This window comes from Nocardioides aromaticivorans (assembly GCF_013408525.1).
Classification (GTDB): domain Bacteria; phylum Actinomycetota; class Actinomycetes; order Propionibacteriales; family Nocardioidaceae; genus Nocardioides; species Nocardioides aromaticivorans.
This window is the reverse complement of the sequence record NZ_JACBZM010000001.1, coordinates 1922623-1948182: the sequence shown is the minus strand read 5'-3', so window position 1 is coordinate 1948182 and position 25560 is coordinate 1922623. Positions and strand designations below refer to the sequence as shown.

At 73.8% G+C, this 25560-nt stretch carries 31 protein-coding genes; 13 read left to right on the top strand and 18 right to left on the bottom strand.

Going from position 1 to position 25560, the window contains the following annotated elements; translation table 11 throughout:
• The first annotated feature begins 44 nt into the window (after positions 1 to 44).
• Together BJ993_RS09140 and BJ993_RS09135 are read left to right on the top strand one after the other, a co-directional pair.
• Positions 45 to 761, top strand: coding sequence for a response regulator (locus tag BJ993_RS09140; protein WP_179648512.1), 717 nt, complete (start codon positions 45 to 47; stop codon positions 759 to 761).
• The gene (locus tag BJ993_RS09135; protein ID WP_179648511.1) at positions 758 to 3331 is read left to right on the top strand and encodes a DUF4153 domain-containing protein; all 2574 of its coding nucleotides are present in this window, start codon (positions 758 to 760) and stop codon (positions 3329 to 3331) included. Before BJ993_RS09140 ends, BJ993_RS09135 begins: the two co-directional genes overlap by 4 nt.
• A 197-nt stretch (positions 3332 to 3528) precedes the next feature.
• Here the strand turns inward: BJ993_RS09135 and BJ993_RS09130 are convergent, their stop codons facing one another.
• The 3 genes from BJ993_RS09130 to BJ993_RS09120 are packed head-to-tail and all read right to left on the bottom strand — an operon-like array spanning position 3529 to position 7003.
• Positions 3529 to 4317 (bottom strand): hypothetical protein, encoded by a 789-nt coding sequence (locus tag BJ993_RS09130; RefSeq protein ID WP_179648510.1) that lies wholly within the window; start codon positions 4315 to 4317, stop codon positions 3529 to 3531.
• A gap of 17 nt (positions 4318 to 4334) precedes the next feature.
• A complete protein-coding gene (locus BJ993_RS09125; RefSeq protein WP_036544060.1) occupies positions 4335 to 4841 on the bottom strand; it encodes a GGDEF domain-containing protein in 507 nt (168 codons plus the stop codon).
• Positions 4838 to 7003: a putative bifunctional diguanylate cyclase/phosphodiesterase gene (locus tag BJ993_RS09120; protein ID WP_051932100.1), complete on the bottom strand. Its 2166-nt coding sequence runs from the start codon at positions 7001 to 7003 to the stop codon at positions 4838 to 4840. Before BJ993_RS09120 ends, BJ993_RS09125 begins: the two co-directional genes overlap by 4 nt.
• Positions 7004 to 7210: 207 nt before the next feature.
• Between BJ993_RS09120 and BJ993_RS09115 the strand changes: the two genes are divergently transcribed.
• Entirely contained in the window at positions 7211 to 7588 is a 378-nt protein-coding gene (locus BJ993_RS09115) for an ArsR/SmtB family transcription factor (RefSeq protein ID WP_036544061.1), read from the top strand.
• Positions 7588 to 8511, top strand: coding sequence for a cation diffusion facilitator family transporter (locus tag BJ993_RS09110; protein ID WP_036544063.1), 924 nt, complete (start codon positions 7588 to 7590; stop codon positions 8509 to 8511). Before BJ993_RS09115 ends, BJ993_RS09110 begins: the two co-directional genes overlap by 1 nt.
• A gap of 12 nt (positions 8512 to 8523) precedes the next feature.
• On the opposite strand, the gene leuE is transcribed toward BJ993_RS09110, so the two are convergent.
• Entirely contained in the window at positions 8524 to 9180 is a 657-nt protein-coding gene (gene leuE, locus BJ993_RS09105) for a leucine efflux protein LeuE (protein WP_036544065.1), read from the bottom strand.
• A gap of 35 nt (positions 9181 to 9215) precedes the next feature.
• On the opposite strand from leuE, the gene BJ993_RS09100 reads away from it, so the two are divergent.
• Entirely contained in the window at positions 9216 to 9863 is a 648-nt protein-coding gene (locus tag BJ993_RS09100) for a dihydrofolate reductase family protein (RefSeq protein WP_257026849.1), read from the top strand.
• Between the two features lie 4 nt (positions 9864 to 9867).
• Here BJ993_RS09100 and BJ993_RS09095 read toward each other — a convergent pair whose 3' ends face one another.
• Complete coding sequence (locus BJ993_RS09095) at positions 9868 to 10251, bottom strand: VOC family protein (protein WP_179648509.1); 384 nt, start codon at positions 10249 to 10251, stop codon at positions 9868 to 9870.
• A gap of 91 nt (positions 10252 to 10342) precedes the next feature.
• Here BJ993_RS09095 and BJ993_RS09090 point away from each other — a divergent pair, with 91 nt between their 5' ends.
• Positions 10343 to 10564, top strand: a complete 222-nt coding sequence (locus tag BJ993_RS09090) for a hypothetical protein (RefSeq protein WP_179648508.1) — start codon at positions 10343 to 10345, stop codon at positions 10562 to 10564.
• Here BJ993_RS09090 and BJ993_RS09085 read toward each other — a convergent pair.
• From BJ993_RS09085 to BJ993_RS09075, 3 genes are read right to left on the bottom strand one after another with little or no spacing between them, the layout of a single operon-like run.
• Positions 10551 to 11009 (bottom strand): GNAT family N-acetyltransferase, encoded by a 459-nt coding sequence (locus BJ993_RS09085; RefSeq protein ID WP_179648507.1) that lies wholly within the window; start codon positions 11007 to 11009, stop codon positions 10551 to 10553. The two genes, BJ993_RS09090 and BJ993_RS09085, sit on opposite strands and share 14 nt — an antisense overlap.
• Before the next feature lie 11 nt (positions 11010 to 11020).
• Complete coding sequence (locus tag BJ993_RS09080; protein ID WP_308645526.1) at positions 11021 to 11488, bottom strand: GNAT family N-acetyltransferase; 468 nt, start codon at positions 11486 to 11488, stop codon at positions 11021 to 11023.
• Positions 11485 to 12093 carry a TetR/AcrR family transcriptional regulator gene (locus BJ993_RS09075; RefSeq protein WP_036544078.1) on the bottom strand — a complete coding sequence of 203 codons (609 nt, stop codon included), beginning with the start codon at positions 12091 to 12093 and terminating at the stop codon, positions 11485 to 11487. The genes BJ993_RS09080 and BJ993_RS09075 overlap by 4 nt, the downstream gene beginning before the upstream one ends.
• 63 nt (positions 12094 to 12156) lie before the next feature.
• Here BJ993_RS09075 and BJ993_RS09070 point away from each other — a divergent pair, with 63 nt between their 5' ends.
• The 3 genes from BJ993_RS09070 (at position 12157) to BJ993_RS09060 (ending at position 14369) form a co-directional block, all read left to right on the top strand.
• The gene (locus tag BJ993_RS09070; RefSeq protein ID WP_257026848.1) at positions 12157 to 13215 is read left to right on the top strand and encodes an oxygenase MpaB family protein; all 1059 of its coding nucleotides are present in this window, start codon (positions 12157 to 12159) and stop codon (positions 13213 to 13215) included.
• An 83-nt stretch (positions 13216 to 13298) separates the two neighbouring features.
• On the top strand, positions 13299 to 13610 hold the full coding sequence (locus BJ993_RS09065; protein WP_036544082.1) for a hypothetical protein: 312 nt from the start codon (positions 13299 to 13301) through the stop codon (positions 13608 to 13610).
• Between the two features lie 12 nt (positions 13611 to 13622).
• Positions 13623 to 14369, top strand: coding sequence for a hypothetical protein (locus BJ993_RS09060; protein WP_179648504.1), 747 nt, complete (start codon positions 13623 to 13625; stop codon positions 14367 to 14369).
• A gap of 7 nt (positions 14370 to 14376) precedes the next feature.
• Here BJ993_RS09060 and BJ993_RS09055 read toward each other — a convergent pair whose 3' ends face one another.
• The 4 genes from BJ993_RS09055 to BJ993_RS09040 form a co-directional block, all read right to left on the bottom strand.
• Positions 14377 to 15012 (bottom strand): pentapeptide repeat-containing protein, encoded by a 636-nt coding sequence (locus BJ993_RS09055; RefSeq protein WP_179648503.1) that lies wholly within the window; start codon positions 15010 to 15012, stop codon positions 14377 to 14379.
• Positions 15013 to 15113: 101 nt separating this feature from the next.
• Positions 15114 to 15593 (bottom strand): nucleoside deaminase, encoded by a 480-nt coding sequence (locus BJ993_RS09050; RefSeq protein WP_179648502.1) that lies wholly within the window; start codon positions 15591 to 15593, stop codon positions 15114 to 15116.
• 4 nt (positions 15594 to 15597) lie between these two features.
• Entirely contained in the window at positions 15598 to 16233 is a 636-nt protein-coding gene (locus BJ993_RS09045) for a response regulator (protein ID WP_036544087.1), read from the bottom strand.
• Positions 16230 to 17459 (bottom strand): sensor histidine kinase, encoded by a 1230-nt coding sequence (locus BJ993_RS09040; RefSeq protein WP_179648501.1) that lies wholly within the window; start codon positions 17457 to 17459, stop codon positions 16230 to 16232. Before BJ993_RS09040 ends, BJ993_RS09045 begins: the two co-directional genes overlap by 4 nt.
• Before the next feature lie 275 nt (positions 17460 to 17734).
• On the opposite strand from BJ993_RS09040, the gene BJ993_RS09035 reads away from it, so the two are divergent.
• From BJ993_RS09035 to BJ993_RS09025, 3 genes are all read left to right on the top strand, one after another.
• Positions 17735 to 18715 (top strand): SMP-30/gluconolactonase/LRE family protein, encoded by a 981-nt coding sequence (locus BJ993_RS09035; RefSeq protein WP_179648500.1) that lies wholly within the window; start codon positions 17735 to 17737, stop codon positions 18713 to 18715.
• Positions 18712 to 19971: an ankyrin repeat domain-containing protein gene (locus BJ993_RS09030; RefSeq protein ID WP_179648499.1), complete on the top strand. Its 1260-nt coding sequence runs from the start codon at positions 18712 to 18714 to the stop codon at positions 19969 to 19971. The genes BJ993_RS09035 and BJ993_RS09030 overlap by 4 nt, the downstream gene beginning before the upstream one ends.
• Positions 19972 to 20040: 69 nt before the next feature.
• Positions 20041 to 20337, top strand: coding sequence for a DUF1905 domain-containing protein (locus BJ993_RS09025; RefSeq protein ID WP_179648498.1), 297 nt, complete (start codon positions 20041 to 20043; stop codon positions 20335 to 20337).
• Between the two features lie 18 nt (positions 20338 to 20355).
• Here BJ993_RS09025 and BJ993_RS09020 read toward each other — a convergent pair whose 3' ends face one another.
• Entirely contained in the window at positions 20356 to 20991 is a 636-nt protein-coding gene (locus BJ993_RS09020) for a hypothetical protein (protein ID WP_179648497.1), read from the bottom strand.
• A 50-nt stretch (positions 20992 to 21041) separates the two neighbouring features.
• On the opposite strand from BJ993_RS09020, the gene BJ993_RS09015 reads away from it, so the two are divergent.
• Positions 21042 to 21791 carry a DUF4184 family protein gene (locus BJ993_RS09015; protein WP_051932108.1) on the top strand — a complete coding sequence of 250 codons (750 nt, stop codon included), beginning with the start codon at positions 21042 to 21044 and terminating at the stop codon, positions 21789 to 21791.
• Here the strand turns inward: BJ993_RS09015 and BJ993_RS09010 are convergent.
• From BJ993_RS09010 to BJ993_RS08990, 5 genes are all read right to left on the bottom strand, one after another.
• Positions 21769 to 22248 (bottom strand): acyl-CoA thioesterase, encoded by a 480-nt coding sequence (locus BJ993_RS09010; RefSeq protein ID WP_179648496.1) that lies wholly within the window; start codon positions 22246 to 22248, stop codon positions 21769 to 21771. The genes BJ993_RS09015 and BJ993_RS09010 overlap by 23 nt on opposite strands.
• A 66-nt stretch (positions 22249 to 22314) precedes the next feature.
• Positions 22315 to 23241, bottom strand: a complete 927-nt coding sequence (locus BJ993_RS09005; RefSeq protein WP_179648495.1) for a putative endonuclease domain-containing protein — start codon at positions 23239 to 23241, stop codon at positions 22315 to 22317.
• A 144-nt stretch (positions 23242 to 23385) separates the two neighbouring features.
• Entirely contained in the window at positions 23386 to 24069 is a 684-nt protein-coding gene (locus BJ993_RS09000; RefSeq protein WP_179648494.1) for a response regulator, read from the bottom strand.
• Positions 24066 to 25127 (bottom strand): sensor histidine kinase, encoded by a 1062-nt coding sequence (locus tag BJ993_RS08995; RefSeq protein WP_218864655.1) that lies wholly within the window; start codon positions 25125 to 25127, stop codon positions 24066 to 24068. Before BJ993_RS08995 ends, BJ993_RS09000 begins: the two co-directional genes overlap by 4 nt.
• Before the next feature lie 5 nt (positions 25128 to 25132).
• Positions 25133 to 25468 (bottom strand): hypothetical protein, encoded by a 336-nt coding sequence (locus BJ993_RS08990; protein ID WP_179648492.1) that lies wholly within the window; start codon positions 25466 to 25468, stop codon positions 25133 to 25135.
• Between the last annotated feature and the right edge of the window lie 92 nt (positions 25469 to 25560).

Below are 25560 nucleotides of genomic sequence, written 5' to 3'. Positions count from 1 at the left end.
CGTCGTCCCCACAACCCGGCGGCCGGCGCTCGTAGCCTCGAACCATGAGCAACGGGCCCCTCGCCGGCGCACGCCGCCGCCTCCTCGTGGTCGAGGACGACCCGGTCATCAACCAGGCCGTGTCCGACCGCTTCGTCGCCGAGGGGTACGACGTCGCGCGCGCCTGGGACGGACCGGGCGCGGTCGCGGCGTGCGCGGAGCACCGCCCCGACGCGGTCGTCCTCGACGTGATGCTGCCCGGCTTCGACGGACACGAGGTCTGCCGGCGGATCCAGGTCGACCGGCCGGTGCCCGTGCTGATGCTGACGGCGCGCGCCGAGGAGTCCGACCTGCTCGTCGGGCTCGGCGTCGGCGCGGACGACTACCTGATCAAGCCGTTCCGGATGCGCGAGCTGGTCGCCCGGGTCTCCGCGCTGCTGCGCCGTGTCGACCGGGCCGCGGCGCTCGCGCGCGGCGAAGTGCTGCAGGTCGGCGACCTGCGGGTCGACGTCCCGGCCCGGCGGGTCTGGCGGGGTGAGACCGAGGTGCACCTGACGCCGACCGAGCTCGACCTGCTGGTCTGCCTCGCCGCCGCCCCCGGTGCCGTGGTGACCCGCGAGAAGCTGCTCGCCGAGGTGTGGGGCTGGGACGGCGCGACCGGCACCCGCACGGTCGACAGCCACGTGAAGGGGCTGCGCGCGAAGGTCGGCCCGGGCGTCGTACGCACGGCCCACGGCGTGGGCTACGCGCTCGAGACGGACGCGCCGGGGACCGCACCGTGAGCAGTGAGCCCCTGGCGCGGGTCGCCTCGCTGAAGGTCAAGCTCGGCCTGCTGGTGGCCATCAGCTCGACGGTCGCGGCGGTCGTCGCCTCGCTGGGCAACGCGGGAGGAGTGCCGGTCTGGCTGGGGATCCCGGTCACCATCGGCCTCGCGCTCGCGCTGACCCAGCTGCTCGCGGTGGGGATGACCTCGCCGCTGCGCCAGATGACGCGCGCCGCCCGGCAGATGGCGCGGGGTGACTACGACGTCCGGATCGCCGAGACGTCGCGCGACGAGGTCGGCCAGCTCGCCCGCGCCTTCAACACGATGGCGCGCGACCTGGCCGGGGTGGACCGGCAGCGCCGTGAGCTGGTCGCCAACGTCAGCCACGAGCTGCGCACCCCGCTCGCCGGCCTGCGAGCCGTGCTGGAGAACGTCGTCGACGGGGTCGCGCCGCAGGACCCCGCGGCCCTCGGGACGGCGCTCGCCCAGGCCGAGCGGATGAGCGGACTCGTCGACGACCTGCTCGACCTGGCGCGGGTCGACGCCGGGAAGGCGCCGCTCGCTCCGCGGCCGGTGGCCGTGGCCGGGCTGATCGACGCCGCGGTCGCGGAGGCCCGCACGTCGGGGCGCGACGTCCGGTACGACGTCCGCGTCGAGCCCCCGGCGCTGGTGGTCACCGCCGACCCCGCCCGGCTGCACCAGCTGGTCGCCAACCTCCTCGACAACGCCTCCCGGCACAGCCCGGCCGGCGGCACGGTCGCCATCGACGTGACCCGCCGCGGTGACCGCTACCGGGTGGAGGTCCGCGACGCGGGGCCGGGCGTCGACCCGGCCGACCGCGAGCGGGTCTTCGAGCCCTTCGGCACCCTCGGCGACACGTCCGGCGGGGGTGGGACCGGCCTCGGCCTGGCCATCGCCCGCTGGGTGAGCGACCTGCACGGCGGTGCCATCGGCTTCGCCGATCCCGGCCCGGGAGCCGGGGGAGCACGGGTCGTCGTCGACCTGCCCCTCGAGCCCTCGCCCCGTCCTTCGTCCCGTCCCCCCACCTCCGAACGCAGCCAGGAGCAGGCCGTGCCCGCACCCCCGCCCGTCGTCCCCGCACCCGTCCCCGCCCCGGCGGCGGCCCCGCCGGTCGCCGACGACCTGCTCGTCGGCTTCTGGCCCGACGACGTGCCCGCCCGGGTCGGCCTCCTGGCCGGGGCCCTCGGCGTCGGGGTGCTGGGCGGGATGCTGCTGCCCGACCGCGCCCTCGGCCTGGGCACCTTCCTCGTCCTCCTCGCCGCCGGCGGCGTCGTACTGGCCGCGAGCCGGGACCGGCGCGACCCGTTCACGCTGGCGTGCGCGGGCCTCTGCGTCCTGCTCGCCGGTACGACGCTGCTGCGCGACGCGGAGTGGATCGTGGTGCCCTGCCTGCTGGCCGGTGCGGCGCTGTGCGTGTGCGGCGTGACGCGCGGCCGCAGCCTCGGCGGCTTCCTCGTCGCCGGGCTGATGTGGCCGCTCGCCGGCCTGCGCGGCCTGCCCTGGCTGGGCCGCACCCTGACCGCGCTCCCCGGCCTGGGCCACGGCATGGCGATGGTGCGCACGGCGCTCTGGTCGCTCGGCGGCCTGGTCGTCTTCGGTGCGCTCTTCGCCTCGGCCGACGCGCTCGTGGCGGAGTGGTTCGACGCGGTCGTCCCCGACCTGGCCCGCGAGACCTTCGCGCTGCGGGCGTTCGTCTCCGTCGCGGTCGCGGGCACGGTCCTCGCGGCGGCGTACCTCGCGCTCAACCCGCCGCGCGTCGACGGCGAGGGCTCCCGCACCAGTGCGGTGGCGCGCCGCTACGAGTGGCTCGTCCCGGTCGGCTTCGTCGTCGGGGTGTTCGCGGTCTTCTTCGCGGCGCAGGCGACCGTGGCCTTCGGCGGGCACGACTACCTCCGTCGTACGACGGGACTCACCTATGCGGAGTACGTCCACGAGGGCTTCGCCCAGCTGACCATCGCGACCGCGCTGACCCTGCTCGTCATCTGGGCGGCCGGGCGCAAGGCGTCGCGCGAGACCGCGTCCGACCGGCTCTGGCTGCGGCTCGCCCTCGGCGTGCTGTGCGTCGAGACGCTGGTGGTCGTGGCGTCGGCGCTGCACCGGATGCAGGTCTACCAGGAGGCCTACGGCTTCACCCGGCTGCGACTGCTCGTCGACGTCTTCGAGGGCTGGCTCGGGCTGCTCGTGCTCGCGGTGCTGGTGAGCGGTGTGGCGCTGCGCTCCGGCTGGCTGCCGCGCTTCGCCCTGGTCAGCGGGGCCGTCGCCCTCCTCGGCCTGGCCCTCGCCAACCCCGACGCGTGGATCGCCCGCCACAACCTCGACCGGTACGCCGAGACCGGTCGTGTGGACTGGACCTACCTCGCCGGGCTCTCCGACGACGCGGTCCCGGTGCTCACCGAGCTCACCGGCGACGAGCGCCGTTGCGCGCTCGGCGGACGGGAGACCGGCGGCGACAACTGGCTGGAGTGGAACCTCGGCCGGTCCCGGGCGACGGGCGCGCTCGACGACCACCCGGCCGGTCCGGCCGCGCCGGTCGGCGCCTGTGTCGAGGCCGGACCGTCGCGGGGGTGACCAGCGGCCGGCGCCCCTGCCCGTGGTGTCGCCGGGACGTCATACGAATCGAGCGCCATCACGCGCGCTTCGCATGACGTCCGCCGGCCGCCACGGAGGTGGGTCGCCGGACGTCATGCGAAGGGGCCGTCCGGGCGACCGCTTCGTATGACGTCCCGGACGTCACGCGGTCCCGCCGCCGCCGCTGCTCAGGCTCCTCAGGCGAACGACAGGCCCAGCTGTGCCAGCGCCGCCTCGAGCCGGTCGAGCGCGATCGGGCCGACACCGTGCAGGGCGGCGAGGTCGCGGCGGGTCCAGCCGCTGACCGCCTCGAGGGTGTGTACGTCGACGGCCCGCAGCGCCCGCGTCGCCGGCGCGCCGATGGTCCGCGGCAGCGGGTGGCCCTCGCGCCGCGGCGCCCGCTCGCGCGGCCCGTCCTCGTGGTCCAGCACGACCTCGCCCCGGGGCGAGAGCCGGTAGCCGATCGCGAGCGACTCGGTCAGCCCGCGCTCCTTGAGCTTGCGGACGTCGCGCTTGAACTCCGCGGTCGGGCGGTCCAGCTCGGCGGCCAGCTCGGGCGCACGGACCTCCGGGTTGCGGTCGATGATCCGCAGCGTCGTCCGCGTCCACGGTCCGATCGGCGACGCCGCGTCGAGGCGGTCGAGGCCGGCCAGGATGGTGCGGACCTCGTCGGCGTCGGGGAGCGCGTCGCGCAGGGTCTCGCGCGGGTCGGTGCCGGCGTAGCGCAGGCCGACGCGGAAGACCGGGCGCTCGGCGCGCTGGGCGAGCGCGTCCTTGAGGGCGCCGAGCGAGGCGGCGCCCGCACGACGTGCGTCCTCGGCCCGCAGCGCCGACAGGGAGGTCTGCTCGACGCTGACCACCTCGACCAGGCCCACGGCCGTGCGCAGCCGGGTGCCGACCTTCACCCGCGGCCGGTCCCAACGGCGGAACGCGAGGTCGACCTCGCCCTTGCGGATCGCCTCGAGCTCCGCCGGTCGCATCAGCACGAGGCCCGAGACTAGCCCTACGGGAGGTGGAGCACGAAGAGCTCCCCGTCGGGCTCCTGGGCCGTGGCGAGCGCCTGGCGTGTCCGCTGCAGCATGGTGCCGGGGTCGTCGACCCGGGGACGCGCGATGGTGCCGCCCAGCCTGGCCAGCACGAAGAACTGCCGGAGGCGGATGACGACCGGAGGGCTGAGCTCGAAGAGGACGCGGTGGGCCAGCACCCTCAGGCCTTCCTCCCCCACCTCGCCCTGCAGGACGAGGGCGAACGTGGTCGGTCCGAGGCGGCCGACCGAGTCGACACCGCGCACGCACGAGCTGAGCCGCTCCCCGACCTCCTTGAGCACTCCGGCCAGGTCGGCGGCGTCGACCGGACCCTCGGGGTCCTCCACCGCCTCGATGTCGACGAGCACCAGGCCCACCTCGTGGCCGGTGCGCTCGGCACCCCGCAGCGCCATGCGGAGCCGGTCGATGAGCAGGGGCCTCCCCGGCAGGCCGGTCTCGGCGTCGTACAGGACAGCTTCGGTCACGTTCTTCCTTCGGCTCCGGCGGTCGATGGGTGAGCACTCGGGACTAGGCGGCTGGTCCGGTTCGCGACGTCGACGAGGGGAGCGCCCTCGCCGTAGTAGAAGCCCTGGGCCTCGTCGCAGCCGCGGGCCCGGAGGTACTCCACCTGCTCGAGGGTCTCGACGCCCTCGGCGGACACCCGCATCCCCAGCGCGTGGGACATGGCGAGGATGGCGTCGATGACGGCGGCGTCCGCGTGGGTCGCAGCGATGCGACGGACGAACTCGCGGTCGATCTTGAGCTTGTCGAGCGGGAAGCGGGTCAGGTAGGCAAGGCTCGAGTAGCCCTGGCCGAAGTCGTCGACGACGATCCGCGTGCCGATGCTCTTGAGCTCGTGGAGGACCAGCCGGACGTCGTTGTCGTCGTCCATCAGGGTTCCCTCGGTGATCTCGAGCTCGAGGGCCGCGGGGTCGAGGCCGGACTCCGACAGCGCCGCGTCCACCTCGTCGAGCCAGGTGCTGCGCGCGAACTGCCGGGGCGAGACGTTCACGGCCATCCGCAGCGGCAGCCCGAGCTCCTCGCGCAAGGTCACCGCGTCGCGGCACGCCTGCCGCAGCACCTGCGCCCCGAGGTGCGCGATGAGGCCAGAGTCCTCTGCCACCGGGATGAACCGGTCGGGGGGTACGACGCCCAGTGCGGGCGAGGTCCAGCGGGCGAGCGCCTCGAAGCCGAGCAGCGCCCCCGTCGCGAGGTCCACCTGCGGCTGGTAGGCCACCGACAGCTCGCCGTCCCGGTCGAGCGCCTGCTGCAGGGCGGTGGACAGGACCAGCTTGTCGCTGCCGTCGGCGCCCATCGAGGCGTCGTACCAACGCAGGTTGTTGCGCCCGGCCGCCTTGGCGCGGTACATCGCGATGTCGGCGTGCTTGAGCATGTGGGCCGGGGTGCGGCCGTGGTCGGGGAAGACCGCGCAGCCGATGCTGGCGGTCGCCAGGACCTCGCGGTTGTCGACGCTCACCGACCCCGGGAGGGCGGCGGCCAGCCGCTCGACCCGGGCGCTGACCTCCTCGATGCGGGTCAGCCCGCAGATCACCACGACGAACTCGTCGCCTCCGAGCCGGGCGACGAGGTCGCGGTCCTGGACCGTACGCCGCAGGCGGTCGGCCAGCCCCAGCAGCAGGCGGTCGCCGACGTGGTGGCCGAGGGAGTCGTTGACCCGTTTGAAGTGGTCGACGTCGAGGAGGAGCAGGGCGACGCGCTCCTGCTTGCGCTCGGCCTCCCGGATCGCGTCCTCGAGGTGGCGGGTCAGCGTGGCCCGGTTGGGCAGTCCGGTCAGGGAGTCGTGGCTCGCGAGGTACGCGACGCGCGCCCTGTCCTCGACCCGCTTGGTGATGTCGAAGCCGACGGCGAGGTAGCCGGTGAGGACGCCGTCGTCGTCGGTGACCGGGCTGATGACCTCGCCCACGGGGACCTCGGAGCCGTCGCGGCGGCGATAGGTGAGCTCCCGTTCCTCGCCGGTGGCCACGGCGGGCAGGTCGAGCACGCGGTCGCCGGGTTCCCGCTGGCCGTCCCCGGCGTAGAGGCGACTCAGCGGCGCCCCCACGAGCTCCGCCTCCGGATATCCCAGCAGCACCTCGGTTGCGGGGTTCGCGGCGAGGATGCGGCCCGCCAGGTCGGTGGCCACCACGCTGCAGGGCATGCTGGCGAGGATGGTGCGGCGCAGCGAGTCCCGGCCGATGGTCTCCAGCGCCGCCTGGGTCGCAAGGCGCTCGCTGATGTCGATCACGGAGGCGAGCACGAACGACTCGTTGCCGATCCGGATCGGGTTGAGGCCGATCTCGATCGGGACCTCCGTCCCGTCCCCCCGCAGCCCGTAGAGGTCGCGTCCGGCACCCATGGGACGAGCGGCAGGGTTCGCGAGATAGCGCGTCCGGTAGGTGTGGTGGGCCGCCCGGGAGCGCCGCGGGATGAGGTCCTCGACCTCCATCTCCAGCAGCCGAGCCCGACCGATGCCGAACAGGTTCTCCGCCTGGGCGTTGACCAGCACGACATGGCCCGTCCGGTCCACCATGAGCATCGCGCTCGGCGTGGCCTCGAGGATCAGGCGCAGTCGCTGCGCCTCCTGCTCGGACGCACCCGAGGGCATGCCACCGGGCGGCGTGCCACCGCCGTCGACCCGCACCACCACTTGTCCCGCCTCGTCAGCGGAGGCGACCACCGGTCGCGTCCGCTCTCCCTCTCCACGGGGCCCCGCACTGTGCCCGAGGTGGGCTCCTCCCTGCGTCGACCGTAGACGAGGATCCGCCGACCGGACGCGGGAAGTCGGAGAACTTTACGTTCCCGGCGGCCGGGCGTCGCCTTGACCGGCGTCGCCGAACGGTGATTACATCGCCGTATGGCGATGAATCAGGTGGAGGCCTCGTCGGAGGTGGAGGCGCTGGTCGCGGCGGCCTGCCTGCTGCACGGCCTCAGCGATCCCAACCGGCTCGCGATCCTGCAGCACCTCGCGCTGGGCGAGCACCGCGTCGTCGACCTGACCGACCACCTCGGGCTGGCGCAGTCCACGGTGTCCAAGCACCTCGCCTGCCTGCGCGACTGCGGCCTCGTCGTCTCCCGGCCCAGCGGACGGGCGTCGATGTTCTCCCTCGCCCACCCCGCGGCCACCGCGGACGTCCTGCGCGCGGCCGAGCGGCTGCTGGAGGCCACGGGCGAGGCCGTCGTCCTGTCGGCGAACTTCGGTCCCGCCGCCCTGCACGGCGACGAGGAGTGGTGATGGGCGTCGGTCACGGGCACGGCCACGCCGGCGGTACGACGACCGGGCACGCCGGCGGGCGCCACCGCTGGCGGCTCGCCATCTCGTTCGCGATCATCGCGGCCTTCTTCGTCGTCGAGCTCGTCGTCGGCATCGTCAGCGGCTCACTCGCGCTGATCTCCGACGCGGGCCACATGGCGGCCGACGTCGTCGCGCTGGGGGCGGCGCTCGTCGCCACCAAGATCGCGACCCGGGAGGACAGCACCGGGCGTCGTACCTATGGGTCCTACCGGGCCGAGGTCTTCGCCTCCGGCCTGGCGGCCCTGATGATGCTCGGCGTCGCCGTCTACGTCGTGGTCGAGGCGATCGGCCGGATGGGCGAGGACGTCGACGTCGAGACCGGCCCGATGCTCGTCGTCGGCCTGCTCGGCCTGCTCGTCAACGTCGCCGCGCTGCTGCTCCTGCGCGCGGGCGCGAAGGACTCGCTCAACGTCAAGGGTGCCTATCTCGAGGTCGTCGCCGACACCGCCGGGAGCGTCGGCGTCCTCGCCGCGGGCGGCCTGATCCTCGCGACCGGCAACGGCGTGTGGGACACGGTCGTCGCGTTCCTGATCGGCGGCTTCGTCGCGGTCCGGGCCGTGGTGCTCGGGCGCGAGGTGCTCGCCGTGCTCGGCCAGCACGTGCCGGCCGGCATGGAGATCGAGGCCGTGACCGCGTCCCTGGCGTCGGTGGACGGGGTGTGCGACGTCCACGACCTCCACGTCTGGACGCTCACCTCCGGGATGAACGTCGCCACGGCCCACCTCGTGCTGAGCGAGGGAGCCGACGCGACGGTCGCGCTGCGCGCCGGGCAGGCCGTGCTGCGCGAGCAGCACCAGATCGAGCACGCCACGCTGCAGGTGGAGGGCCACCGCTCGACGGCCTGCGACGAGGTCTCGTGGTGACCCGGCGCCTGCTCAGGCGTGTGCGAGCGAGAGCTTGACCGCGAAGCCCAGGAAGATGGCGCCGACCGCGGAGGTGCCGGCTGCGGAGAGCGCCCGGCGGCGCCGGAAGGCGTCCGCGAGACGGGTGCCGCCGAAGATCAGCGCCGACAGGTAGGCGACGCTCGCGACCTGCGCGAGCGTCCCGAGGGCGAGGAACGACAGCGCCGGCTTGTCGTAGGCGGGGTCGACGAACTGCACGAAGAAGGCGACGAAGAAGAGGATCGCCTTCGGGTTGAGCAGGCTGATGACCAGCGCGCGCCGGTAGGGACGCTCGTTCGGCACCGGCGGCGGCGCCCCGTCCTTGACCGCCTGCACCGCCCGCGCGCGGGCCCGCCACATCAGCAGGGCGCCGCGCAGCATGGTGAAGGCGAGGTAGCCGAGATAGCCGGCGCCGACCCACTTCACGATCGAGAACGCCAGGTCGTTGGCCTGCAGCAGCGAGGCCACGCCCGCGGCGGAGAGGGTCATCAGCACGGCATCGCCGGTCCACACACCGGCTGCCGCGCGGTAGCCGTCGCGGACCCCGCGCCGTGCGGCGACGGAGAGGACGTAGAGGGAGTTCGGGCCCGGCAGCAGGATGATCAGGATCAGGCCGACGAGGTACGTCGACAGGTCGGTGATGCCCAGCACGGCCCGATCCTCCCACGGTCCCGCGGACGGCCACGATGAGTTTTCGGGGCACCGGCGGTCAGTCCGGCATGGGCATCGTGACCGCTGACATCTCCACCACGACCGACGGCTTCGGGGCCGGCCCGGGGCAGCGCCTGGAGCGCCCCTTCGGCGACTTCGACGAGGGGCCGCTGCACGGGTGGATGTTCGACCACGGCGACGACAACCAGGCCGAGGTGGACGCGATCGTCGACGCGGGCGCCTTCGTGATGGGGCGCAACATGTTCAGCCCCGGCCGGGGTACCTGGGATTTGGCCTGGCACGGCTGGTGGGGCGAGGACCCGCCGTACCACGCACCAGTCTTCGTGCTGACCCACCACGAGCGCGACCCGCTCCCGATGGAGGGCGGCACGACCTTCCACTTCGTCACCGAGGGCCTCGACGTCGCGCTGGACCGCGCACGCGAGGCCGCCGGCGACCGCAACGTGGCGATCGCCGGCGGCGCCTCCACGATCAACGCCGTGATGGCGACCGGCCAGCTCGACGAGCTGCGCTGGCACGTCGTGCCGCACGTGTCGGGCCTGTCCGCCGCGGACGGCCACGACGGCTCGCGGCTCTTCGACGGCGTGCCCCGGACCGGGCTGGTGCCGGTGTCCGTGCGGCACACGCCGCACGTCACGCACCTGACCTACCGCCGAGGCTGAGCCCTCACTGCTCCTGCGGCGGGCACAGGCAGAACGGGTGGCCGTCGGGGTCGAGCATGACCCGCCAGGTCACCCCCTCCGGCTGGCTGTCGGCGACCGTCGCGCCGAGGGAGGTCGCGTGGGCGAGCGCCGTGTCGAGGTCGGGCACCCGGAAGTCGAGGTGGAACTGCTGCGGGCGCTCCTGGCCGGGCCACTGGGGCGCGGAGTAGCCCTCGACGGTCTGGAAGTTGAGCGTCGAGCCGAGGACGGAGGCCGAGGCGTAGCCGTACTCGGGGTAGACGCCGGTGACCTCGCCGCCGGTGAGGTCGGCGTAGAACTGCGCGAGCCGGGCCGCGTCGGAGGTGTCGATGCAGACGGACAGGAGCTCGGTGACGGGGGAGGTGGTCATGGGGCCACCCTGCCCGGGACCGCCGACATCGACGCCACGCAATTAATGCACAAGTGTAGTAATTGCGCTCGGACTCGCCTACCGTGACGTCATGACGGCAACGGAGAACGCGCTCGAGCAGCGGTCGTGGGTCCGCGACCTGATCATCCTCGGGGTCTGGCTCGCCCTGCCTTATCTCGTCGTCGGCGTCTTCTGGGCCGACGCCCACCGCCAGCACCTCAGCAAGCTGCACGGCCTCGACGCGACCGCGTCGTACGTCGGAGAGGTGATCGCCTGGCCGGTCCTGATCTTCGCCGACGTCAACCTGGAGTGACCGCCAGCTCCAGCTGGGGCAGCACCCGGCCGGGCCACGAGCCCGACGCCACCTCGCCGACCCGGACCGCGCCGTGCGCGAGGTAGAAGGCCTCCGCGTTCGGGTCGGCGTCGATCGCCAACCGGGTGAAGCCCAGGCCGCGGGCCCGGCCGATCAGGTCCGCGAGCAGCGCGCCGCCCACACCGCGCCCGATCGCGGCCGGCTCGACGAAGAGCATCCCGAGCTCGCCGGAGGGCGGGTCGCCCTCGAGGGTCCCGAACCCGGCCAGCGCGCCGTCGAGCTCGGCGACGAGGGTACGACGCTCCGCCAGCTCGTCCTCGCGGAGCGTGAGCTCGGCGCGGCAGGCGTCGAGGAAGGCGGCGTCGTAGCCCCAGTGGGCCTTCGACCGCAGGGCCAGCGCCGACAGCGCGGCTGCCTCGCCGGCCGACGCGGTGCGGATCTCCATCGGGGGCGCCGTCACAGCTCGCGCAGGTAGCAGAGCATCCGATAGTCCGTGCCGGGCTCGATGTTGACGAAGCCGTGGCGCTCGTAGAAGCGCCGGGTGTCCACGTCGACCTCGTCGACGTTGATGTGCACCTCGATCGCGTCCCTGGCGAGCACCTCGTCGACCGCCCGGGTGAGGATCGCCGTGCCGATGCCCTCGTCGCGGAGGTCGGGTACGACGTACAGCTCCTCCAGCTGGGCGAGCGGCCCGTCGCCGTACGGGGTCGGCCGGAGGGTGAGGTAGCCGAAGCCGGTGGCGGCCTCGCCGTCCTCGGCCAGCACGACGAGCACGTCCTCACGGGCCAGCAGGGCGGTGAAGCGGCGGGCGAGCTCGTCGGCCGACGGCGACGGCGCCTCGAACTCGGAGTTGAAGTCGAACAGCAGCCGGCCCACCACGCCGGCGTCGGCGGGGGCGGCCAGGCGGACGGTGCGACCGGTCACGGCGTCCATGATGCCGCGAGCGCCCTGGCGGCCGCGGTGAGCCGGGCGGCGTCGTACTCCTCGGGGTCGTCGAGGACGAGGCGGCCGAAGTGCTCCAGCAGGGCGATGATCCCGTGCGCCATCACCGGTGCGTCGACCTTCGGGCCCAGGACGCCGGTGACCAGGCCCTCGATGATGGTGCGGACCTGTTGGCGGTCGGCCTCGATGCGGGCACGGACGACCTCGGGGACGTTGGCCGGCGACTGCAGGATCGCCCGCCAGGTCACCGGGTCATCGAGGAGCATCTGGTGCAGCCGCGGCCCGGAGAGGTCGACGACGGCGACCGCGTCGGTGGCGGTCTCGGTCGGGAGCGCGGCGAAGAGCTGGGTGATCGCGCGCTGCTGCTGGCGGTCCAGGAGCGCGGTGAGGAGCGGGCCGAGGCCGTCGAAGGCGCCGTAGACGACCGGCCGGGTGACCCCGGCCTCCTTGGCGATCGCGTCGATCGAGACGCCGTCGTACCCGTCGCGGTCGATGACGCGCAGCGCCGCGTCGAGGAGCTGGGTACGACGCTCCTCGATCGGCATGCGGGCGGCGTACGGGCGCCGCTTCCGGGTCTGCTGGGTCACGTCCCCACCCTAGGTCGTCCTGGGGTCTTCCAATTACTACACAACTGTAGCAATATGGCCGCCATGGCGATGACCAAGCGCTCCGAGATCACCCCTGCCGAGGACTACGGCTTCTTCGGACCCGACTCCGTCGCGTGGCGGGTCTGGGGCTACCCGACCTCGCTGACGATCGGCTTCAGCCGCGCCGTCGTCGTCGAGGAGCTCGACCCCAACCTGGTCGCGTCGGTGGACCGGACCCAGGACATCTACCGGCGCCCCAAGACCCGCTACGACCGGACGATCCGCTACTTCGCGCTCGTCGCCTTCGGCGACAGCCGCACCACCTCGCGGGCCGCCGACGTGCTCGTGAAGGTGCACAGCAAGGCGATCGGCACCGAGCCCTACGGCGGCGGGCAGTACGACGCCAACGACCCCGACTCGCAGCTGTGGATCCTGGTCACCGGCTGGCACTCGGTGCTCAAGGCCTACGAGATGTACGGCCCCGGCCGGCTCACCGCCGCCGAGGAGGCGCAGTACTGGGCCGAGTGCGCGGTGGCCGCCGAGCTGCAGACCTGCGACCCCGCCGACGTCCCGCGCAACCGTGCCGAGCTGCACGCCTACTACGAGCGGATGCGGCCGGTGATGTCCGGCTCACCGATCGCGCAGCGGGCGATGAAGCACCTGATGGACGTCGACCAGCTCGTTCGCGTGCCGTGGCTCCTGCGGCCCGGCCAGTGGGTGGTGGGGAGGTTCTTCCGGGCCGGCGTGATCGCGACCCTGCCGCGCTGGATGCGGGAGATGGGCGACCTGCACCAGTCGCGCGCCGTCGACCTCGCCGTGCTGCCGGTCCTCAAGGTCACCTTCGCGCTGCTGACCTTCAGCAAGCGGCTGCAGCTGCGGATCCTCGGGCTGCTCTCGCCCAGCACGGTCCCGGTCGTCGCGCCGGTCTTCCTCGGGGTCCCGCCCACCAACCGCGAGGTCCTCACGCCGGAGCAGGCACGCGAGCGCTACGGCTACGACAGGCCGGCCGAGGCGCACCTGGCCTGGCGGGCCAAGCAGCACGACAAGGTCTTCGGGAAGGGCGAGGCGCCGAGCGATGCCGGCCTGATCGAATCCGAGAGCGTCCTGGGCCGACTGGCGTGAAGTTCCACCGCCTCGGGGGTGCGGCCTGACAAGGTGTGCCTCCGACACCGATCGACACCGTCGTCGTACCGAAGGAGAAAACCGTGGGCCTGAACCCCGTCGCCGACGTCCTCAAGCGCGCCGACAAGGTGCTGAAGAACGCCGAGGTCGCGCTGACCAATGTCGACACCACGCTCGGCACGGTCGGCGGGACGCTGAGCACCGTCGAGGGCACCCTGACCAATGTGGACGGCAAGCTCACGACCGTCGACGCCACGCTCGCCGAGACGCGTGACGTGCTCGGCCAGGTGCAGACCCTGCTCGGCGACCTCAACGACAAGCTGGTGCTGCTCGACGAGGTGCCGGACCTGAAGGCGAAGTTGGACAAGGTCCTCGCAGCGGTCGAGAAGGGCTGACACGCTGGCACCATGAGCGCCCCCCAGCCACTGACGAACCTGGGCCCGGACTCCCCTGGACTCCGGATGTTCCCGCCACCTGCCGACGTCTTCGTCGAGGACCAGCTGTGGCTGGCCGACCACCTGCACCCGCTCGTCTCCGTCGACCTGTCCCTCGTCGACCCTGCCCTGTCGGGCTGGACCCACCTGGTGAGCCCGATCGAGCCGGACGAGGTGGTCATCGGCTGGCGCACGGCCGCCGTCGCCGCGCGGGCCGACCCGACCGGCATGCTCCGGGAGAACTGGCTGCCCTTCAGGATGGAGGGCGACCGGATGCGCTTCCTCGGCGACGAGCGGTACTTCGCCCTGTCGTACGACGCCGACAGCGCCCCGATGGAGCCGCACGACTTCGACCGGCTCGTCGCCCACCGTGACGAGCAGCAGCGGTCCTGGGCCGCGACCCGTGCGTGGTACGACGAGCACGGGACCCTCGTCCGCCTCGACGAGTCCGGCGCGCCCGCCTGGGGCAACACCGACCCGGTGCCCGTGCTCGAGCAGGTCGGGGGCATCGCGGGCGCGGGGAACTGGGCCTTCGACGAGTTCCCCGTGGAGTTCACCGACGACGAGGAGGGTGCCTTCCCGCTGAGTCCCGCGGGTCGCCGGTTCCAGCTGGTCGCCGAGGTGCCGGGCTGGCACTACCGGACGGCCGGCGCGGACGGGATCCTGCTCTTCCACGAGCCGGTGGAGCAGCTCGCGCTGCTGACCTTCGACTGGACCTGACCGCCCGTCACGGGTCGAGCGGCGCGTCCTCCTCGACCTTCAGGCCCAGCGCCCGCACCAGCGCGACGGCCTGGTCCAGGTCGACGACCGCCTTGCGGAGCTGGTGGGCGACCGGGTCGACGGCGCTCAGGTCGGACCCGCGCAGGTCCGCGCCGGAGAGGTCGGCCTGGTGCAGCCAGGCTCCGGCGAGGTCGACGTGGTGGAGCGTGGCGTCGTTGAGCCGCGCGCCGGTGAGGTCCGCCTCGCGCAGGTCGACCCGGCGGAAGACGGTACGACGGAGGTCGGCGCCCGGCAGTCCGACCAGGTGCCAGCTGCCGCCCACGACCTCGAACGACCCGAACCGGCACCGGTCGAACATCGAGCCCACCAGCTTGCAGCCCTCGAAGCGCGCCCCGAAGAAGGACGACTTCGTGAAGGTGCAGTTGAGGAAGCCGGAGTCGGTGAACCGGGTCGCGTTGAGGTCGCAGTCGCGGAAGGTGCACTCGTCGAAGGTCGCGCCGGCCGCGGTCGCCTCGGTCAGGTCGACGTCGACGAAGGCGACCCGGGTGAAGGTGCGACCGGACAGGTCCTCGCCGTCCCAGCGCTCGTTGACGACCTCGGAGTCGGTGGGTGGCGTGGGCGTCCCGCCCCGTCGATCGGCCATGGCGCGAGTATGGCGGCCACGTCCGATCCTGCTGCCCGTCGTACCGGACTCAGTGGCTGGCTTCTGCCCGAGATCACGACCACTGGGTCCGGTACGACGGATCAGCGGCGGTGGTAGCGCTCGTGCAGCGCACGCACCGCGCCGGCGAACTCCTCGACGGGGCCGTCGACGGGGATGCCCGGGGCCACCTCGGTGATCCGCAGCGGGGTGACCGGGCCGCCCGGCACGCCGAGCTCCTCCAGCCAGCCGAGCAGCTGCGGGGTCGAGGTCGCGAAGACGATCCGGCCCAGGCCGGCCCACGCGTGCGCGGCCGAGCACATCGCGCAGTGCTCGCCGGAGGTGTAGACGGTCAGGGCCGGCCGGTCCGCGACGGGCACGTTGGCCGCCGCCCACAGGGCGATCGCGAGCTCGGGGTGGCGGGTCCCGTCGCCGCCGCTGACGCGGTTGTGGTCCTCGAAGAGCACGAGGCCGTCCCTGTCGACCAGCACGGAGCCGAACGGCTCGTCGCCGATGTCGACGGCGTGGGACGCGAGCTCCACGCAGCGCGCCAGGTGTCGTCGGTCGTCGTCGTTGATGGGCATGTCCTCAACCTCCCACGGGTCGGATGATGCGTTGCTCGATCGCGGCCGCGACCGCGCCGGCCCGGGTGTCGACCCCGAGCTTGGTGTAGATGTGCGACAGGTGGGACTTCACCGTCGCCTCGGAGACGAACAGCTCGCGCGCCATCTCCTTGTTGCCCAGGCCGCGCGACAGCAGCTCGAGCACCTCGACCTCGCGCTCGGTGATCGTGGTCGCGCCCGGCGTCGTACGCCGCACCAGCGTGGCCGCGACCGACGGGGCCAGCACGGTCTCGCCGCGCGCGGTGGCGCGGATCCCGGCGAAGAGCTCGTCCGGCGGGGCGTCCTTGAGGAGGTAGCCCCGCGCGCCGGCCTCCAGCGCCCGCAGGATGTCGGACTCGGTGTCGTAGGTCGTCAGCACCAGCACCTCGGGTGGCTCCGGCAGCGCGCGGACCGCCGCGGTCACCTGCGCGCCCCCGGCCTCACCTGCGCCCAGGCTCAGGTCCATGAGTACGACGTCCGGCCGGTCCGCCGCGACCACGGCGAGGGCCGCGTCGAGCCCGTCGGCCTCACCGACCACGGAGAGGTCCTCCTGGCCGTCGACGAGCGCCCGCAGCCCGGCCCGGACCACGGGGTGGTCGTCGACCAGCACGATCCGGATCACGGTCCCTCCTCTGGCTGGGCTCGCAGCGGGAAGCTGACCGAGACGGTCGTGCCCTCCCCGGGAGCACTCTCCACCTCGGTGCGCCCGCCGAGCCCCGCGGCGCGCTCACGGATGCCGGCGAGCCCGCGGCCACGGGTGTCGGACGGGCGCACCAGCGCCGGGTCGAAGCCGCGTCCGTCGTCGCGGACGTCGAGGACCACCTCGTCCAGCTGGTAGGTCAGCGTGAGCGCGACCCGGTCGGCGGCGGCGTGCTCGCGGACGTTGGCGAGGGCGCCGCGGGCGGTGCGCACGAGGGCGGCGGCGACGTCGGGTGGCACCGGGACGGGGATGCCGTGCACGCGGACGGCGACGTCGAGGCCGGCCGTCGCGAGCGTCGACTCGGCGGCGGCGCGCTCGAGTGCCGCGGCCAGGGCAGCGGTGTCGGCGTCGTCGGTGAGCTCCGCGGGGGCCAGGTCGCGCACCACGCGGCGTACCTCGTCGAGGCCGTCGCGGGCGGTGGCGGCGGCGGTGCGGACGTGCCCGCGCGCGGTCTCCGGCTGCGCGGCCCACGCCTGCTCGGCGGCCTGCAGGAGCAGGTTGATGCTGGAGAGGCCCTGCCCGACGGAGTCGTGGATCTCGCGCGAGAGGCGGGTCCGCTCGGCGAGGGCACCGGTGCGGTGCTGCTCCTCGGCGAGCTCGGCCTGCGCCTCGACGAGCTGGTCGACGAGGGCCTGCCGGGCACGGGTCTCCAGGTCGAGGGCGCGGTAGGCGAGGACGGTGACGAGGGCGACGCCGATCGGGCCGGCGACCTGCACCGGGTCGAAGCCGTCGGTGATGCGTTGCCAGGCGGCGGTCAGCAGCACGGTCATCGCGACCACGCAGCCCACCGCCCACGCGAACGGCAGCACCTGCAGCACGGCGAACGCGACCGGCACCGCGCACCACGCGAAGGACGGCGCGACCGCGGTCAGCGCGCCCCACAGCACGACCATGCCGGTCACCCACGCGGTCGGCCACCAGCTGGTGCCCCGCACCAGCCCGCGGGTCGCGTAGGCCAGGCCGAGCACGAGGGCCCCGGCCAGCACGGCGAAGCCCCGGGCGTCGAGGCCGTGGCGCTCGGCGTACCGGACGGCGCAGGTCACGAGCAGCACCACGAGCACGGCGAGCAGCCAGCGGTCCAGCCGCGCGGCCGGGGCGAGGATGCCGTGCTCACCCGGACGGCGCGCGACGGAGCTGAGGACAGACATGACCTCCTCACCCTAGTGTCGCGCCTCGGAAGTTCTTGAGCGCTTCGCGCACCCATCGCACGCACCTCGCGGCGTTGCCGACGCTCGCGAGACGACCCGGTATGGCTTCGCGCCGGCGCCTTGCGATGCACGCACGCTGAGCACGCCAACCGACCAACAACTTCCGACGCACGACACTAGGGATGCGGGGTGGCCGGCGGCATCATCCAATTGGCTATCGAGGGCTACCCACCTGCCCGACGTGCCGGACGGCCCGACCGGCGCAAGGTGGAGACATGAAGCGCAACCACCTCATCCCCAGCTCCCTGCTCCTCGCCACCGCCGCCACCACGCTCGGCCTCGCCGCGACCGCCACCCCCGCGTCCGCCGACGAGGGCGGCCGCCCGGCGTCGTACCTCCTGCAGGGCGACGCCGCCAGCCCGGTCGGCTCGAAGTTCGAGGGCATCGGCGCCGACGAGCGTCGCGGCCTGTTCTACGTCAGCGAGGTCACCGGCGGCGAGATCCACCGCGGCTCGGTGCAGTCCGCGCAGACCGAGGAGTGGTTGGAGGGCGACGGCACCGACGGCCGCTTCACCGCCCGCGGCATCACCGTGGACCACGAGGGCAATGTGTACGTCGCCGGCGGCCCCAACGGCATCGGCACCGGTCGCCCCGACCTCTGGGTCTACGACAAGGAGGGCGCCCTGCTCGCCGCGCTCCGCGTGCCCGGCACCGCCGACGCCTTCCTCAACGACGTGGCGATCGGCCGCGACGGGGCGGCGTACTTCACCAACTCCAACGACCCGCAGGTCTTCCGCGTCGCCGAGGGCGAGGACGGCTGGGAGGCGACCCTGTGGGCCGACGCCACCGGCACCATCACCCGCTCGGCCGGCTTCAACCTGGGCGGCATCGTGCTCTCCGCCGACCGCAGCGCGTTCGTCGTCGCGCAGGGCAATGTCGGCCGGATGTGGCGCTTCGACTCCCGCACCGGCGAGGCCAGCGAGATCGCGACCGACACCGACCTGGTCAACGCCGACGGCCTGGTCCGCCGGGGCAACCGGCTCACCGTCGTACGCAACTTCAGCCGGATGGTCGCCACGCTGCGGGTCTCCGCCGACGGCAGCCGCCTGGTCACCCTCGGCCAGGAGCCCTCGTCGGCCGACCGCGTGCTGACCACGGCGAAGACGCTGCGCGGCCGGATCCTGTACGTCGACAGCAAGTTCGACGAGGCCGTCGCGTCGGGCCCGTACGAGGTCGTCACGGACCCGACGCGATGAACCGCGCCGTCCTGGCCGCCCTCCCGCTCGCGCTCCTCCTGGGCGCCTGCGGGGGTGGCGGCGAGCGGCCGGTGGTCGAGGAGGTTGCGCAGCAACCGTCACGAGACCCCGGCACGGCCCGGGCGGAGGCGGCCGGCACGACCCCCGGGCTCACGACGGAGCAGCAGGCCGCGCTCGACCAGCAGCTGCGTGACGCCGCGTGGGCGAACGACGTGGGGACCGCCCGCCGGCTGGTCCGGCAGGGCGCCGACGTCAACGCCAAGGACAGCACCGAGCAGTCCGCCTACCTGGTCGCGACCAGCGAGGGCCACCTCGAGCTGCTGCGGCTCGCGCTGCGCCACGGGGCGAAGGTGGACGACAAGGACAGCTGGAACGGCACCGGCCTGATCCGCGCCGCCGAGCGCGGCCACGGCCTGGTGGTCGGCGAGCTGCTGCGCGCTGGCATCCAGCGCGACCACGTCAACCGGATCGGCTACCAGGCCATCCACGAGGCGGTCTGGCTCGGCGAGGACACGCCGGCCTACGCCACCACGCTGCGCGTCCTCGCCGCCGGCGGCGTCCAGCTCGACAAGGTCTCGCCGTCGGCCGGCCTGACCCCGCTGCAGATGGCCCGCGAGCGCGGGTACGACGGACTGGAGAGGATCCTGAGGACCGTGACCACCGCCGACGCCCCCGCCGACCCCGACGGCGCGCTGCTGCGGGCCGCCGAGCGCGGCGACGCCGATGCCGTGGCGGTCGCCCTGCGCGCCGGAGCCGACATCGAGGCCCGCGACGCCCGTCGTCGTACGGCGCTGCTGCTGGCCAGCACCTTCGACCGCGTCGCCGTCGCGGAGCTGCTCGTCGCGATGGGCGCGGACCCGGACGCCCTCGACGACCGCCACGACACCCCGTGGCTGGTGACCGGTGTGACCGGCAGCGTCGCGATGCTCGAGGCGCTGCTCCCGGCCCACCCCGACCTGACGATCAGGAACCGCTACGGCGGCCTGTCGCCCATCCCCGCCGGCGAGCGCGGCCACGTCGACTACATCCGCCGCGTCGTCCGGACCGACGTCGACATCGACCACGTCAACGACCTCGGCTGGACCGCGATGCTGGAGGCGATCATCCTCGGCGACGGCAGCGACGACTACGTCGAGATCGTCCGGATCCTGCTCGCCGCCGGGGCCGACCGCACCATCGGGGACCAGGACGGGGTCACGCCGCTGCAGCACGCAGAGCGGCGCGGGTACGACGACATCGCCGCCCTGCTGCGCTGACCGGTGCGCTCGCCGGTGCGCTGACCGGTGTGCCGACCGGTTGTCGCCGGGGGGTGCTTCCCTCGTGCCGTGGACCTGACCTTCACCGGCACCGTCGTCGAGTGGCGCGGCCCGGCGCCGTACTGGTTCCTGGCCGTGCCCGAGGACGACAGCGACGACATCAAGGAGGCCGCGCGCGGGCTGGAGTACTGGGGCCAGGTCGCGGTCGAGATGCGGATCGGCGACACCGACTTCACCACCGCGCTCTTCCCCAAGGACGGTCGCTACCTGGTGCCGCTCAAGGTGGCCGTACGACGCCAGGCCGGACTCGAGGGCATCGAGCCCGGGCAGGAGCTCACCGCGTCGCTGCGGATCGCGGGCCGGTGAGGGGGCGGCGCGACCGGGTCAGTCGATCGCGGCGAGTGCTGCCCGGGCGAGCTCCATCGCCCGCTCCTGGCCCTCGCGACCGCCGGTGATGCCGTGGACGAAGACGGTGTTCGTGCCGTCGGTGGCCGAGCAGAGCCCGGTGACGACACTGTCCGGGTCGACCTCCTGGCCGGCCGGGACGGTGACGGTCGAGAACTCCACGCACTCGACCCCGTCGGACTCGACGTGCCGGGGCACGCTCGGGCCCGCCTCGATCCCCAGCACCTCGGGGTCGGCGACCGGACCGCTGGTCAGGCCGGGGGCCGGTGCCCGCACCGCGATGACGGTCGGCAGGAGCTCGAGCTCGTCGTCGGCGTAGGTCCGCATGCCGAAGCCGGCGCCGTCGTAGGCCCGGTCGTACCACTCCTTCGTCAGCGCCACGGACTTCTCGGCGTTCTCCCGGTCCGTCTCGGCGCGCTCCGCGCCGGCCTGGTCCTCGATGACGTCGCTGCGGTCGCGCAGGCCGGCGAGCTCGGCCGGCAGTTCGATCGCGCGGGTGTCGACCGCGCCGGCGGGCGAACCTCCGCCCCGCCCCTCGTCGCCGTCACTGCCTCCGTCGTCGGAGCAGCCGCTCAGCAGCAGCACGGCCGACAGCACCACGATCCCGAGCCTCATGCCCGTCACCCTAGTGCCGCGGCTGAGGCCGCAATGCCTAGCCTGTCCGGGTGCCCGTCACCATCGCCCACCCGGCCGCGGTCCTGCCGCTGCGCGGCCTCGGGCTACCGCTCTCGGCGATGGTCATCGGCTCGATGGCGCCCGACCTGCCGGTCTTCTCGCAGTCGTGGGGCCTCTACGGCTACACCCACAGCCTCGCCGGGATCCTCACCGTCGACCTGGCGCTGACCCTCGTGCTGCTGCTCGGCTGGGACCGTTGGGGCCGTGACGCGATCGTCGACACCGCCCCGGCCCGGGTCCGCGACCGGCTGCCGGGCCGCGCGCGCATCGGTGCGAAGGCCTGGCTGCTCGCGCCGCTCGCCGCGGTCCTCGGCTCGGTGACCCACGTCGTGTGGGACGCCTTCACCCACCGCGGGCGCTGGGGCGTGCGCAACATCGAGTGGCTGCACACCTTCCACGGCCCGCTCCGGGGCGAGCAGTGGGCGCAGCACGTCAGCGGCGTCGTCGGGATCACGGTCGTGGGACTGGCCCTCCTCGCCGTCGTACGACGTCCGGTGCTCGCCGATGCCCCGCGCCCCCGCCGGCTCCCGGCCGTCACGCTCCCCGCGGCGGTCGGCGCCGCGGCGCTGCTCTCCGTCGGCACCTTCCTCGCCGGGCTGGACCGCCCGTTCGAGAGCGCCGCCTTCGACGCAGCGGTCGTCGGGATCGTGTCCCTGGGGCTGGCGCTGGCCGGCGTCACCCTGGCCTGGCTGCTCGCCCCCACCCCCGACGACGAGGTCAGCGGCCGGGTCGCTCCCTGAGCGCCACCGGCGCCCCCGTGTACGACGCCAGGGTGGCCCGCACCTCGTCCGAGATCGCCCACGACGACCCGGCGGCAGGGTCCCAGAAGACCACCGAGCTCTCGGCGACGATCGCCGGCGGCTGGTCGGGCGCGACGCGCAGCTCGTAGGACACCGACATCGACGAGCGGCCGACGTGGCCCACCCACATCCGCACCACGAACGGCTGGAAGGCCACGAACCTCATCTCGGCGTGGTAGTCGATGCGCTGCGACCCGACCAGCTCGACGATCCCCGACGGCACCTCGCGGAACAGCCCCGGCCGGTCGCCCGCGGACCCGCCGGCCAGGGGCGCGTGCCGGAAGAACAGCAGCCGCGCCTCGTCCAGCACCCGCAGCGCCTCGACGTTGTCGACGTGCCCGCCGAGGTTGACGTCGCGCAGCCGCGCCTGGATCTCGCACTCGAAGACCTCGCCCACGCGCGCATCCTCGCAGCCGGGTGCCGGCCGGGAGTCGTGTGCCCCACGCAGCGGGATTCCGCTGCCTCAGGCACACGACTCCCCGCGGAGCGGGCGGACACCGAGGGCGACGAGGTCCGCGGCCACCTCGGCCGGCTCGTGCCGGAGCTCGTACGCCGACGCCCGCACCACCATCCGGTCCGGTGCGGTCAGTCGACGGTCCCGGCGGAGGTCGGCGGTCCACTGGGTGACCTCCATGTGGAAAGCGCCGTCGACCTCCAGGACGAGGATCCGACCGCCGGGCAGCCGCCACTCGCAGTCGGTCCACCGGCGCCGCCCGGAGGTGTCGACCCGGATCGTCTGTCGGTCGGGGAAGGGCAGGTCGAAGCGCCGGCACAGGCGCGCCACGTCCCGCTCCGCCCCCGAGTGGACGCCGCCCTCGACGTCGCGCAGCATCGACCGGAAGCCCGCGGCACGCCGCAGTGGACGGAGCTGCTCGACCCACGCGCTCAGCCGGGCCGCGGTCGTCAGGCGCTGCTGGACAGTAGCTGCGAGTACGCCGTGCGCGGCCCGCAGGGGCGCGTCGTAGCCCGCCCACAGGAGGATCGCCGGCTCGAGTCGGGCGCAGGGGATGCCGGGGCGCGGATCGGTGAGCAGGTCGAAGGGTCGCCGCGACCGGAAGAACGCGATGCCCGACACGGGCTCGAAGGCCAGCTCGTCGTCGACGAGGACCGTGACCTCGGCACGCTCCCAGCCACGAAGGCCGCAACGGGCACCCGCGGTCAGGCCGCCGAGGACGCTGCGGGGACCGGCGTGCAGCACCCCGAGCCAGCGTTGCTGGTCGACCGTGAGGGCACCCGTCGTCGTACACACCACGCGGGGGGAGCACTCCGCCCACCGTCCGGCGCGGACCTGGCGGTCGACCGCGTTCCAGGACATGCCGAGGGAGGTCAGCTGTCGGCGGGCGAGCAGGCCGCACTGCCGGGCGGCGAGCTCGTGGACATCGGGACGCATGCAAGGCGACCTGCCCGCCGCTCCTGCGGGCCCGAACCTCCCGATCCGGTTGTCCACAGCCGCGGCCGGCCGTGCCGGGTCGTGTGCCCCACGCAGCGGGTTTCCGCTGCCTCAGGCACACGACCACCCACCGGGCAGCACCCCTCAGGGCTCGAACCGGTACCCCATCCCCGGCTCGTTGCGGAAGTGCACGGGCCGCGACGGCTCGGGCTCGAGCTTGCGGCGCAGCTGGGCCATGTAGAGGCGGAGGTTGCCGTGGGCGTTCTCGTAGCCCGGTCCCCAGACCTCGCTGAGCAGCTGGCGCTGGCTGATCAGGCGGCCGGGGTTGCGGACGAAGACGTCCAGCAGGTGCCACTCGGTGGGGGTGAGCCGGACCTCCTCGCCGTCGACGGTGACCCGGGTGGCGGCGAGGTCGACGACGACGCGGCCGAAGGCGACCCGGTCCTGCTCCGGCGTGGTCTCCTCGGCCTGGCCGCGGCGTACCAGCGCCCGCAGCCGGGCCATCAGCTCGTCCATGCCGAACGGCTTGGTGACGTAGTCGTCGGCGCCGGCGTCGAGGGCGTCGACCTTGTCGATGCTGTCGCTGCGCCCGGACAGCACCAGGACCGGGACGCTGGAGCGCCGGCGCAGCCGGGTGATCACGTCGACCCCGTCGAGGTCGGGCAGGCCGAGGTCGAGGACGACGACGTCGGGGTCGGCGTGCTCCGCGACGTCGAGGGCCTCGACCCCGTCGCCGGCGGTCACCACGTCCCAGCCGCGCGCCCGCAGGTTGATGCCCAGGGCGCGCACGATCTGGGGCTCGTCGTCGACCACGAGCACCCGGGTCACGAGGACTCCCCGGTGCGCGGCTCGGCCGGGAGGGACAGGGTCATCGTGAGCCCGCCGCCTGCGGTCCGGCCGGGGACCAGGTCACCGTCGACGGCGTCGGTGAGGCCGCGGGCGACCGCGAGGCCGAGGCCGATGCCGGTGGAGTTGTCGGTGTCGCCGAGCCGCTGGAAGGGCTGGAAGACCCGTTCGGCGTCCTCCGCCGCGATGCCGGGCCCGCGGTCGACGACCTCCACCACCACGGTCGACCCGTCCCCGGCGACGGCCGCCCGCACCAGGGGTGGGCGACCGGCCGGGCTGAACCGCTGGGCGTTCGCCACCAGGTTGACGAGCACCCGCTCGAGCAGGCCCGGGTCGGTGACGACGGCCGGCAGGTCGTCGGGTACGTCGACCACGACGCCCCGGGGCGCGACGCCCAGGTCGTCGAGGGCGCTCGCCAGCACGTCGCCCAGGGCCACCGGCCGCAGCCGGACCGGCATCGCCCCGGCCTGCAGGCGGCTCATGTCGAGCAGGTTGCCCACCAGTGCGGCGAGCCGGTCCAGCGCGTCGTCGGCCGTGGCGAGGAGGTCGTCGTGGTCCTGCGGCGACACCGACACGTCGGTGCTGCGCAGCCCGGACACCGACGCCTTCGCGGCCGCCAGCGGGGTGCGCAGGTCGTGGCCGACGGCGGTGAGCAGCGCGGCCCGGACCCGGTCGGCGGCCTCGATGCCGGCGGCCGCCGCGGCGGCCTCGGCCCTGCGGGCGGCGAGGTCGACGACCCAGCCGACCATCACGGCCACGACCACGAAGGCGATCAGGGCCACCACGTTGTTGGCGTCGTCGATGGCGAAGGTGTGGAAGGGCGGCGTGAACCAGAAGTTCAGCAGGGTCGCGCCGAGCACCGCGGCGACGACGGCCGGCCCGGGACCGCCGACCAGGGCCGAGGCCACCACGACGACGAGGAAGAGGGCGACGTCGCTGGCGAGGTTGACCTGATCGCGCAGCGGCACCAGCACCGGCACCAGGAGCAGCGGCGCCAGCACGGCGACGACGAGTCCGCCGACCCGGCGCTGCCTGCTCATGTCGCTCATTGTGCTCCTGCGACGAGGAACGCGGTGGCGGCGTACACGGCGAGCCGGGCGAGGTCGGCCGGCGCGAAGGTGAGCTGGCCGCCGGCATTGACGACGAAGCCGGTCGCGAAGGCCCAGCCCGCCACGGCCAGGAACAGGCCGTGGGACAGCGGCAGGAAGCGGCACCACGCGGCCGTGAGGACCAGGAGTGCGGCCACGCCCGACCACCCCTGCAGGGGTACGGCGGTGCAGATCGCCGAGGCGACGAACAGCGTGCCGCCGGCGATCCCGCAGCGTGCGCCCGGCTGGTCCAGCACGGTGGGGTGGACGTCGGGCCGGGCGTGCGTGCTCACCCGTCCAGTGAAGCCCGCCTCCTCATGGCACCGGCCGGTCCTGACGGGATCCTGACGCGATCCACGCACCTGTCAGGATCCCGTTAGGGCGG